Source organism: Quadrisphaera sp. DVD1 (genome assembly GCF_058932755.1).
Window position 1 is genome coordinate 1 of record NZ_JBZYWI010000096.1, and the last position, 11,817, is coordinate 11,817.

Sequence of the window (11,817 nt, forward strand, 5' to 3'; positions counted from 1 at the left end):
CGAGCGCCCGCAGCAGCGCCCGCCGGCTGCAGGCCTCCGGCGCGCTCACCCGCGCCCGGCGAGGATGTCGGCGAGGAACCGGCCGGTGTGGCTGTTCGGGTCCTTCGCGACCTGCTCGGGGGTGCCGGAGGCGATGAGGCGCCCACCGCCGGAGCCGCCCTCGGGGCCCATGTCGAGCAGCCAGTCCGCGCTCTTGATGACGTCGAGGTTGTGCTCGATGACGATCACGGTGTTGCCCTTGTCGACCAGGCCCTGGAGCACCTCGAGGAGCTTGCGGACGTCCTCGAAGTGCAGGCCGGTGGTCGGCTCGTCGAGGACGTACACGGTGCGGCCGTTGGAGCGGCGCTGCAGCTCGCCCGCCAGCTTCACGCGCTGCGCCTCGCCGCCGGACAGCGTCGGCGCGGGCTGGCCCAGGCGCACGTAGCCCAGGCCGACGTCGACGAGGGTGCGCAGGTGCCGGGCGATCGACGGGACCGCGGCGAAGAAGTCGGCGGCCTCCTCGATCGGCATGTCGAGCACCTCGGCGACGGTCTTGCCCTTGAAGTGCACCTCGAGGGTCTCGCGGTTGTACCGGGCCCCGTGGCAGACCTCGCACGGGACGTAGACGTCCGGGAGGAAGTTCATCTCGATCCGGATCGTGCCGTCGCCGGAGCAGTGCTCGCAGCGCCCGCCCTTGACGTTGAAGGAGAACCGCCCCGGCAGGTAGCCGCGGACCTTTGCCTCGGTGGTCTCGGCGAACAGCTTGCGGATGGCGTCCCAGACCCCGGTGTACGTGGCGGGGTTCGAGCGCGGCGTGCGCCCGATCGGGCTCTGGTCGACGTGCACGACCTTGTCGAGCGCCTCGGTGCCGGTGACGCGGGTGTGCCGGCCCGGCACCTGGCGGGCGCCGTTGAGCCGGTTGGCGAGGACCTTGTAGAGGATGTCGTTGACCAGCGTGGACTTGCCCGAGCCGGAGACGCCGGTGACGGCGACGAGCACGCCCAGCGGCACCTCGACGTCGATCCCGGGCAGGTTGTGCTCGCGCGCGCCGATGATCTTGATCGAGCGCTCCGGGTCGCGCGGCCGCCGGGTCTCCGGCACGGCGATGGCGCGCCGGCCCGAGAGGTAGTCGCCGGTGATGGAGTGCGTGTTGGCCAGCAGGGCCTCGACGGAGCCGGAGTGGACGACCTGGCCGCCGTGCTCGCCGGCGCCCGGGCCGACGTCGACCACCCAGTCGGCGACCTTGATGGTGTCCTCGTCGTGCTCGACGACGATGAGCGTGTTGCCGAGGTCGCGCAGGCGCACGAGCGTGTCGATGAGGCGGCGGTTGTCGCGCTGGTGCAGGCCGATGCTCGGCTCGTCGAGCACGTACAGGACGCCGACCAGGCCCGACCCGATCTGGGTCGCCAGGCGGATGCGCTGGGCCTCGCCGCCGGACAGCGTGCCCGAGGGCCGGTCGAGCGAGAGGTACGTCAGGCCGACGTCGACGAGGAACTGGACCCGGGCGAGGATCTCCTTGAGCACGGCCGCGGCGATCTGCGCCTCGCGGGTGCTCAGCTCGAGGTCCTCGAGGAAGCCGCGCAGCTCGGTCACCGGCAGCGCGCAGACCTCGGCGATCGACTTCCCGCCGACCTTGACCGCCAGCACCTCCGGCCGCAGGCGGGCGCCCTTGCAGACCGGGCAGGCGACCTCCCGCATGTAGCCCTCCATGCGCTCGCGGGAGGACTCGGACTCGGTCTCGGTGTGCCGGCGCTGGATGAACGGCAGCACGCCCTCGAAGCCCGTGGTGTAGGCGCGCTCGCGGCCCCAGCGGTTCTTGTACTTGACGTGGACCTCGTAGTCCTCGCCGTGCAGCAGCGCGGAGGTGGCGCGCTCGGGCAGCGCCCGCCACGGCACGTCCATGGAGAAGCCGAGCTGGTCGCCCAGGCCCTTCATGAGCCGCTGGTAGTAGTCGCCGGTGCCGGCGCCGGTCCACGGCGCGATGGCGCCCTCGGCGAGGCTGAGGTCGGGGTCGGGCACGACGAGGTCGGGGTCGACCTCGAGGCGGGTGCCGATGCCCGAGCACTCCGGGCAGGCGCCGTAGGGCGCGTTGAAGGAGAAGGTGCGCGGCTCGACCTCCTCCAGCGCCAGCGGGTGGTCGTTGGGGCAGGCGAGCTTCTCGGAGAAGCGGCGCACGCGGGCCGGGTCGTCGGCCTCGGCGTCGACCATCTCCACGAGCAGCACGCCCTCGGCCAGGCCCAGGCCGGTCTCGACGGAGTCGGTGAGCCGGCGCTGGGCGCTGGGGCGGGCCACGAGGCGGTCGACGACGACCTCGATCGTGTGCTTCTTGCGCTTGTCGAGCGTCGGCGGCTCGGTGAGCTGCACGGTCTCGCCGTCCACCCGGGCGCGGGCGTAGCCCTTGGCCTGCAGCTCGCGGAAGAGGTCGACGAACTCGCCCTTGCGCCCGCGCACCACCGGCGCGAGCACCTGGAAGCGCGTGCCCTCGGGCAGCTCCAGGAGGCGGTCGACGATCTGCTGGGGGGTCTGGCGGGCCACCGGCTCGCCGCACACGGGGCAGTGCGCGCGCCCGGCGCGCGCCCACAGCAGGCGCAGGTAGTCGTAGACCTCGGTGATCGTGCCGACCGTCGAGCGCGGGTTGCGGCTCGTGGACTTCTGGTCGATCGAGACCGCGGGGCTCAGGCCCTCGATGAAGTCGACGTCGGGCTTGTCCATCTGGCCGAGGAACTGGCGGGCGTACGCCGACAGCGACTCCACGTACCGGCGCTGGCCCTCGGCGAAGATGGTGTCGAAGGCGAGGGAGGACTTGCCCGACCCCGAGAGGCCGGTGAAGACGACGAGCCCGTCACGGGGCAGGTCCAGGGAGATGTCCTTCAGGTTGTGCTCGCGGGCACCCTGGACGACGAGGCGATCCACGGCGACAACTGTAGGTGCCGGGTCGGACACTTCCGGACGGAGCGGGCGCCCTCGGGCGGAGGCGCGCGTCACACCGGCGTGTCAGACCGGCCCGTCAGACCGCCGGGAAGCCGTCGCGCGGGGCCGGCCCGTCGCTGCCCGCGGGGTACTCCTCCAGCGGCACCTCGCCGGCCCGCCAGGCCGCGATGACCGGCTCGAGGATCCGCCAGCACTCCTCCACGGTGTCGCCGCGCACCGACAGCGTCGGGTCGCCCGCCAGGACGCCGGCCAGCACCTCGCCGTAGGGCAGCAGGTCGGGGGCGCCGAGCTCGGTGCGCAGCTGCACGCCCTCCAGGTCGTACGGGCTGCCCTCGGCGTTGACCGCGAGGTCCAGCGCCAGGGCGTCGGGGGCGAAGCTGAGCCGCAGCCGCGTGGGGGGCGGCGTGCCCAGCAGGCCGGTGGGCACGTGCGGCACGGGTCGGAAGGTGATGACGGCCTCCTGGCGGTTCGCGCCCAGCCCCTTGCCCGAGCGGAGCCGGAACGGCACCCCGGCCCAGCGCCAGGTGTCGACCGCCAGCACCACCTCGGCGAGCGTCTCCGTCCCCCGCTCGGGGTCCACGCCCTCCTCCTCGGCGTAGGCCGGCAGGTCGCGGTCCCCGATCCGACCGGCCGCGTAGCGCGCCCGGCGGCTGGCCTCCGCGGGCTCCCCGGCCAGCCGCGTGGCGCGCAGCAGCTCCGCCTTGCGGTCGCGCAGGTCCCGCTCGCCCAGGGTCGCCGGCGGGTCCATGGCGAGCAGGGCCATCACCTGCAGCAGGTGGCTCTGGATCATGTCGACCAGGGCGCCGGCGCTGTCGTAGTAGCCCGCCCGGCCCTCCAGGGCCAGGTCCTCGTCGAAGACGACGTCCACCCGCTCCACGTGCGCGGAGCTCCACAGCGGCTCGAAGATCCGGTTCGCGAAGCGCACCCCCAGGGTGTTGAGCACCGTCGACATGCCGAGGAAGTGGTCCACGCGGTGCACGTGCTCCTCCGGCACGAGGTCGGCGACGACGGCGTTGAGGCGGCGCGCGGAGTCGAGGTCGGTGCCGAAGGGCTTCTCCAGCACCAGCCGCAGGCCCTCGGGGGCACCCACCCGGCGCAGCTCCTCGCAGGCGCGCACGGTGACGACGGGCGGCAGGGCGAAGTAGACGGCGACCGGGCCGGTGCACCCGTCGAGCAGCGCGCGCAGCGCGTCGCCGTCGGTGACGTCGGCCTGCGCGTACCGGGTGCGGGCGAGCACCTCCTCCACGGCCGGGCCCTGCGCGCCCGCGAAGGCCTCCGCGACGGTGGCGCGCCACCGCTCGTCGTCCCAGTCCTCGGTGCCCGAGCCCACGAGCTCCAGCGGCTCCGCCCGCCCCGCCGCGAGGAGGCTCGCCAGCCCCGGCATCAGCAGCCGGGAGGCGAGGTCACCGGTGCCACCCAGGAGCAGCAGGGTGCCGACAGCGCCGTTCGAGTCGCTCATGCCCGCAGCCTCCCGCGGGCGCGCACCGCCCGCCCGCCGAGCCGGTTCCGCCGGCCCCCGCCAGGATGGCGGCCGTGACGTCGCGCATCGAGGACTACGCCGTGATCGGCGACCGCCACACCGCGGCCCTGGTCGGGCGCTCGGGCAGCATCGACTGGCTGTGCCTGCCGCGCTACGACTCCCCGTCGGTGTTCGCGGCGCTGCTGGGCACCGCCGACCACGGCCGGTGGTCCCTCGCCCCGGCCGAGCCGGTGCTGAGCACCGAGCGCGGCTACGTCGGCGACACGTTCGTGCTGCGGACGGTCCACCGCGTCGAGGGCGGCGCCGTGGAGGTGGTCGAGGCCATGCCGACCGGCGACCGGCGCGCCGACGTCGTCCGGCGGGTGCGCGGCCTGGAGGGCACCGTGCGGATGCGCCAGGAGCTCGCCGTCCGCTTCGGCTACGGCACCGTCGTGCCCTGGGTGCGCCGGGTCGACGGCGCCCTGCTGGCCACCGCCGGCCCCGACGCCGTCCTGCTCCGCACCACCGGCGAGCTGCCGGTGGCCGAGGGGCCCCGGCACGTGGGCGAGTTCGAGGTGGCCGCCGGGGAGGTCGTCGACCTGGTGCTCACCTGGTACCCCTCCCACCGCGAGCCGCCGCCGGCGCTGGAGGTGGGGACGCGCCTGGAGAGCACCCGGGCCGAGTGGCAGGGCTGGGCCGACCAGCGCACCCACCGCGGCCGGTACGCGGAGGCCGTCACCCGGTCCCTGCTCATCCTGCGCGCCCTCACCCACGAGGACACCGGCGGGATCGTCGCCGCGGTGACCACCTCGCTGCCCGAGCAGCCCGGCGGGACCCGCAACTGGGACTACCGCTACTGCTGGCTGCGCGACGCCGCCCTGACCCTGGAGGCGCTGCTCGCCCACGGCTACCTCGAGGAGGCCGAGGAGTGGCGCCAGTGGCTGCTGCGCGCGGTGGCCGGCGACCCCGAGGACGTCCAGATCATGTACGGGGTGGCGGGCGAGCGGGAGCTGCCCGAGCGCGAGCTGGAGCACCTGCCCGGCTACGGCGGGGCCCGGCCGGTGCGGGTCGGCAACGGGGCCGTCCAGCAGTACCAGGGCGACGTGCTCGGCGAGGTGCTCGTCGCCCTGCACGCCGCCCGGCGGGCCGGGGTCACCGAGGACGAGTTCTCCTGGCCGCTGCAGCGGGCGCTGCTCGACTTCGTCGAGCGGCACTGGCGCCGGGAGGACTCCGGGATCTGGGAGATGCGCGGCCCCGAGCAGCGGTACACCCACTCGCGGGTGATGGTGTGGGCGGCGCTCGACCGCGGCGTCCGGGCCGTGCGCGAGAGCGGGCTGCCGGGGCCGGCGGAGCGGTGGGAGGAGCTGCGCGACGCCGTGCGCGCCGAGGTGCTGCGCGACGGGGTCGACCCCGTCCGGGGCTGCTTCACCCAGCACGCGGGCACCCGCGAGGTCGACGCGTCGCTGCTCCAGCTGCCGCAGGTGGGGTTCGTCGCGCCGGACGACCCGGTGATGCTGGCGACGGTGGCGGCCATCGAGGGGGACCTCCTGCAGGACGGGCTGGTGCTGCGCTACCGCACCAGCGCCTCCTCCGACGGGCTGCCGCCGGGCGAGCACCCCTTCCTGGCGTGCTCGTTCTGGCTCGTCGAGCAGTACGCCCGCTCGGGCCGGGCGGATGACGGCCACCGGCTCATGCGCCGGCTGCTGGACGTGCGCAACGACGTCGGCCTGCTCTCGGAGGAGTACGACCCGGTCGAGGGCCGGCAGCTCGGCAACACGCCGCAGGCCCTCTCGCACCTGGCCCTGGTGCGGGCGGCGGACGCCCTCGACGCCGCGGACGCCGACGCCGCCCACCGGGAGGTGGAGCGGTGAGCGGCCTGGTGCGCCAAGACCTCCCCCACCTCCGTCGCGGCGCTGCGCTGGTCGAGGAGGACCTCGCGGCGACCCGCTGGTCTCGTGCAGCGGCGTCTGGACGTGCGGCGGGGCCTCGTCGCACGACGTGGCCGACGTCGGCGGCCTGACCGCTGACCTGGTGGCTGACGAGGTGTCAGGCCAGCAGCCCTCGCCGTGATCAAGGGATCCCGCCACCCGGAGCGGTGGCGGGATCCCTCGATCACCGCGGGTGCGGGAGGAGCCGGGCTCAGGCGGCCTCGGCCCTGGCCTCCGAGCGGCTCTTGGCCAGGCTGGCCACGGTGGTGATCGCCAGCACGCCGATGATGAACAGCAGGGACAGCCAGGTCGGCACCTCCGGCGCCCAGCCCACGTGCTCCCCGCCGTTGATGAACGGCAGCTCGTTGGTGTGCAGCGCCTCGAGGACCAGCTTGACCCCGATGCCGCCCAGCACGATCGACAGACCGATGGGCAGGTAGACCAGCCGGTCGAGCAGGCCGCCGAGCAGGAAGTACAGCTGGCGCAGGCCCATGAGGGCGAAGAGGTTCGCCGCGAAGACGATGAACGGGTCCTGCGTGAGGCCGAAGATCGCCGGGATGGAGTCGAGGGCGAAGAGCAGGTCGGTGCTGCCGATGGCCAGGAACACGACGAGCAGCGGGGTGAACATCCGCTTGCCGTCGACCCGCGTGACGACCCTGCCCTCGTGGAAGCCCTCGGTGATCGGCAGGACCTTGCGCAGCTGACGGACCACCGCGTTGTCGTGGTACTCGTCCTCGCCCTTGTTGCGGTCGAGCACGAGCTTGACCGCGGTGTAGATGAGGAAGGCGCCGAAGAGGTAGAAGACCCAGGTGAAGCGCTCCAGGACGGCGGCGCCGAGGAGGATGAAGATCCCGCGCAGCACCAGGGCGATGATGATGCCGACCATGAGCACCAGCTGCTGCTGGGCCGCCGGCACGGCGAAGCGGCTCATGATGATGACGAAGACGAACAGGTTGTCCACCGAGAGGCTGTACTCGGTGATCCAGCCCGCGTAGAACTCCCCGGCCGGTGTGCCGCCGCCGCCGGGCACGACCAGCATGACCAGCCCGAAGAGCAGGGCCAGCCCCACGTAGAAGGCGACCCACACGGTGCTCTCCCGGTGGGAGGGCACGTGGGGGCGCTTGACCACGAGCAGCAGGTCGGCCAGCAGCAGGGCGCCGAGGACGGCCAGGGAGCCGACCTCGAACCAGACGGGGAGTTCTCGCACGGGGGTCAGTGCTCCTGGGTGGTCTCAGCAGGACGCCGGTCGGCGTCCTGCGCGGGGTGGGCGGCAGCGGCGGCCTCGCGGCGGCGGGTGGTGCGGAGGCTGGCGACGGTGGTGATCGCCAGGACGACGACGATGAACCCCAGCGAGAGCGGGGTGGGGATCTCCGGCACGACGGTGATGTGCTCGCCGCCGTTGATCCACGACAGCTCGTTGGTGTGCATGGCGTGGATGACGAGCTTGAGGCCGATGAACCCGAGGATGGCGGCCAGGCCGTAGGCCAGGTAGACGAGCTTGTCGAGCAGCCCGTCGATGAGGAAGTACAGCTGGCGCAGGCCCAGGAGCGAGAACGCGTTGGCCGTGAAGACCAGGTACGGCTCCTGGGTGAGGCCGAAGATCGCCGGGATGGAGTCGACGGCGAAGATCACGTCGGCCGTCCCGATGCCGATGAGCGCGATGAGCATCGGGGTGATGAAGCGCTTGCCGTCGACCTTCGTCGTCAGCCTGTCGCCGTGGTACTCCTCGGTGGTGGGCACGACGCGGCGCACCAGGCGCAGCACGGCGTTCTCCTTGAACTCCTCGTCGGAGGAGTGGCCGCCGCTGCGGGCCTGGACGACGGCGGTGTAGATGAGGATCGCGCCGAAGATCCAGAAGACCCAGCTGAAGTTCTCGATGGCCGCCGCGCCCACCGCGATGAAGATGCCGCGCAGGACCAGCGCGAAGGCGATGCCGATGAGCAGCACCTTCTGCTGGTACTCCCGGGGCACCGCGAAGCTCGCGAGGATGATGACGAAGACGAAGAGGTTGTCGACCGACAGCGCCTTCTCGGTGATGTACCCGGCGAAGTACTCACCGCCGTAGCCGGCGCCCCAGAAGGCCATGACGAGGAAGCCGAAGAGCACGGCCACGCCCACGTACACGGCCGACCAGATGCCCGCCTCCTTGAGCGAGGGGGCGTGCGGCGTGCGCACGTGGCCGAGGAAGTCGAACACGATCATGCCGAGGATGGCGGCCAGGGTGATGCCCCAGACCCACAGGGGGACGTCCACGGGTGTACCTCCGGTTGCTCGATGCACCGGAGGTCTCTCCCGTCGAGGCGCAGCGCGCGCTCGACCGACGGCCCCGGGTACCCGACGGCGGGACCGTGATGACGGAACCGTCGCACAGGGATACTCCCCTCACGACAGCGCCAATGCTAGCGGCTCACACCGCGGTGGCGCGCTGCATGCCGCGCAGCTCCTTCTTGAGGTCGCTGATCTCGTCGCGCAGCCGGCCTGCCAGCTCGAACTGCAGCTCTGCCGCGGCCGCGTGCATCTGGTCGCTCAGCTGCTGGATGAGGTCGGCGAGGTCGGTGGACGCCAGGCCCGCCGTGCCCGCGCCGCCCTCCGCCCCGCGCGAGCGCATGCCCGGCACCGGCGCCTTCCCGCGGGACTGCTGGCGGCCCGCGCCGCCGAGCAGCTCAGCGGTGTCGGCGTCCTCGCGGTTGATGAGGTCGGTGATGTCCGCGATCTTCTTGCGCAGCGGCTGGGGGTCGACACCGCGCTCGCGGTTGTAGGCGACCTGCTTCTCGCGCCGCCGGTCGGTCTCCTCCAGGGCCTTCGCCATCGAGGGGGTGACCTTGTCGGCGTACATGTGGACCTCGCCGTTGATGTTGCGCGCCGCGCGGCCGATCGTCTGGATGAGCGAGGTCGCCGAGCGCAGGAACCCCTCCTTGTCGGCGTCGAGGATGCTCACCAGCGACACCTCGGGCAGGTCGAGGCCCTCGCGGAGCAGGTTGATGCCGACGAGCACGTCGTACTCGCCCTGGCGCAGCTCGCGCAGGAGCTCCACGCGTCGCAGCGTGTCGATGTCGGAGTGCAGGTAGCGCACCCGGATCCCCTGGTCGAGCAGGTAGTCGGTGAGGTCCTCGGCCATCTTCTTGGTCAGCGTGGTGACCAGCACGCGCTCGTCCCGCGCCGCGCGCTCGCGCACCTGCTCCAGCAGGTCGTCGATCTGGCCCTTCGTCGGCCGCAGGACGACCTTGGGGTCGACGAGGCCGGTCGGGCGGATGATCTGCTCGACCACGCCGTCGCCGCGGGAGAGCTCGTACGGGCCGGGCGTGGCCGAGAGGTAGACCGTCTGGCCCTTCCGCTCGAGGAACTCCTCCCACTTCAGGGGCCGGTTGTCCATGGCGCTGGGCAGCCGGAAGCCGTGGTCGACGAGCGTGCGCTTGCGCGACATGTCGCCCTCGTACATCGCCCCGATCTGGGGGACGGTGACGTGGGACTCGTCGATGACGAGGAGGAAGTCCTCGGGGAAGTAGTCCAGCAGCGTGTGCGGGGCCGTGCCCGGGCCGCGGCCGTCGATGTGCCGGGAGTAGTTCTCGATCCCGGCGCAGCTGCCGACCTGGCGCATCATCTCGATGTCGTAGGTGGTGCGCATGCGCAGCCGCTGGGCCTCCAGCAGCTTGCCCTGCGCCTCCATCTCCTCCAGCCGCGCCGCCAGCTCGGCCTCGATGCCGGCGATCGCCCGCTCCATGCGCTCGGGCCCGGCGACGTAGTGGGTGGCCGGGAAGAGGTGCATCTGCTGCTCCTCGCGCAGGATCTCCCCGGTCAGCGGGTGCAGCGTGTAGAGGCGCTCGATCTCGTCGCCGAACATCTCGATCCGCACGGCGTGCTCCTCGTACACCGGGATGATCTCCACGGTGTCGCCGCGCACCCGGAAGGTGCCGCGGGTGAAGGCCATGTCGTTGCGGGTGTACTGCATGGTCACGAAGCGGCGCAGCAGCTCCTCGCGCTCGATCTGCTGCCCCACCTGCAGCGTGACCATCCGGTCGACGTACTCCTGCGGGGTGCCCAGGCCGTAGATGCAGGACACCGAGGCGACCACGACGACGTCGCGGCGGGTGAGCAGGCTGTTCGTCGCGGAGTGGCGCAGCCGCTCGACCTCCTCGTTGACCGAGGAGTCCTTCTCGATGTAGGTGTCGGACTGCGGGACGTACGCCTCGGGCTGGTAGTAGTCGTAGTACGAGACGAAGTACTCGACCGCGTTGTTCGGGAGCAGCTCGCGGAACTCGTTGGCCAGCTGCGCGGCCAGGGTCTTGTTCGGCGCCAGCACGAGGGTCGGCCGCTGGAGCTGCTCGATCGTCCAGGCCGTGGTCGCGGACTTGCCGGTGCCGGTGGCGCCGAGCAGGACGACGTCCGGCTCGCCCGCCTTCACGCGCCGGGTGATGTCGGCGATCGCCGTCGGCTGGTCGCCGGCGGGGCTGAACTCGGACTGGACGGTGAACGGGGCGAGGCGGCGCTGGAGATCGGTGACCGGGCGCATGATGCGACGTTAAGCGCTGGCACCGACAGTCCTGTTCCCTCAGGACGAGGAGCGGGAGAGCACCTCGGCGATGAACGGGGTCTTGGCCCGCGCGTAGTCGTCGACGCTGTCCCAGCGCCGGGTGGCCAGCCCCCGCTTGAGGAGGCCGTAGGCCTCCCGGGCCGCCGGGTCGGCGCGCAGCGCGTCGCGGAAGGCGAGCGCCTCGGCGACCGCCGGGCTGTCCGCGGGGCGGACGTGGCAGTTCACCGCGCGCCCCGGGTCGGCGTTCGCGGCGAAGGCCTTCGGCACCCGCGCGCCCGGCGCGGCGACCGGCACGTCGTGCCACTCCCCCGCCACCGGCACCAGCCCCGCCGCCGCGAGGTCGGCCGCGACCTCCCGGGCGGCGGCGAGGTCGGCGACGACCACCTGGAGGTCGATCACGTCCTTCGCCGCCAGCCCCGGCACGGACGTCGAGCCGGTGTGCTGGACGTCCAGGGCCCGCTCGCCGGCGGCCCGGCGGACGCGCGCCACGAGCCGCTGCCCCGCCGCCGCCCAGGCCGGGTCCGGGGCGGCGATCACCGGGTGCGGGGGGCGCGGAGCGCGCACGCCGGCGCGCAGGCCGGCCTCGAACGGCACGAGCCGGTCGGTCCACAGCGCGTCGACGCGCTCGAGCAGGTCCGCCGCGGCGCCGGCGTTGTCGAGCCAGACGTCGGCCGCCGCGCGGCGCTGGGCGTCGCTGGCCTGGGCGGCCACCCGGGCGCGGGCGTCGGCCTCGGCCATCCCGCGCTCGGTGACGAGGCGGCGCACCCGCTCGTCCTCGTCCGCCCCCACGACCACGACCAGGTGGTAGGTGTCACCGCGGTCGAGCTCGACGAGCAGCGGGATGTCGTGGACGACCACGGCGTCCGCCGGGGCCGCGGCGACCAGCGCCTGCGTGCGCGCGGCGATCCTCGGGTGGGTGATCGCCTCCAGGGCGCGGCGGCGCTGCGGGTCGGCGAAGACGACGGCGCCGAGCGCGGCGCGGTCGAGCG

7 protein-coding genes are annotated in these 11,817 nt (G+C 73.0%); 1 reads left to right on the plus strand and 6 read right to left on the minus strand.

The genetic code is table 11. From position 1 onward, the window contains the following. Positions 1–45: 45 nt before the first annotated feature. Both uvrA and AC5FZL_RS11485 read right to left on the minus strand, forming a co-directional pair. Entirely contained in the window at positions 46–2,892 is a 2,847-nt protein-coding gene (gene uvrA / locus AC5FZL_RS11480; protein ID WP_493618729.1) for an excinuclease ABC subunit UvrA, read from the minus strand. 94 nt (positions 2,893–2,986) lie between these two features. Further along, positions 2,987–4,369, minus strand: coding sequence for a glucose-6-phosphate dehydrogenase (locus AC5FZL_RS11485; protein WP_493618730.1), 1,383 nt, complete (start codon positions 4,367–4,369; stop codon positions 2,987–2,989). A 65-nt stretch (positions 4,370–4,434) separates the two neighbouring features. On the opposite strand from AC5FZL_RS11485, the gene AC5FZL_RS11490 reads away from it, so the two are divergent. After that, positions 4,435–6,240 carry a glycoside hydrolase family 15 protein gene (locus AC5FZL_RS11490; RefSeq protein ID WP_493618732.1) on the plus strand — a complete coding sequence of 602 codons (1,806 nt, stop codon included), beginning with the start codon at positions 4,435–4,437 and terminating at the stop codon, positions 6,238–6,240. Between the two features lie 268 nt (positions 6,241–6,508). Here AC5FZL_RS11490 and AC5FZL_RS11495 read toward each other — a convergent pair whose 3' ends face one another. The 4 genes from AC5FZL_RS11495 to coaE all read right to left on the minus strand — a co-directional run. Continuing rightward, entirely contained in the window at positions 6,509–7,504 is a 996-nt protein-coding gene (locus AC5FZL_RS11495) for a TerC family protein (RefSeq protein ID WP_493618734.1), read from the minus strand. Between the two features lie 5 nt (positions 7,505–7,509). After that, positions 7,510–8,550 (minus strand): TerC family protein, encoded by a 1,041-nt coding sequence (locus AC5FZL_RS11500; protein ID WP_493618736.1) that lies wholly within the window; start codon positions 8,548–8,550, stop codon positions 7,510–7,512. Positions 8,551–8,704: 154 nt separating this feature from the next. Next, complete coding sequence (gene uvrB, locus AC5FZL_RS11505) at positions 8,705–10,807, minus strand: excinuclease ABC subunit UvrB (protein ID WP_493618738.1); 2,103 nt, start codon at positions 10,805–10,807, stop codon at positions 8,705–8,707. 39 nt (positions 10,808–10,846) lie between these two features. Next, a partial coding sequence (coaE, locus tag AC5FZL_RS11510) for a dephospho-CoA kinase (RefSeq protein WP_493618740.1) occupies positions 10,847–11,817 on the minus strand: 971 nt, incomplete at its 5' end.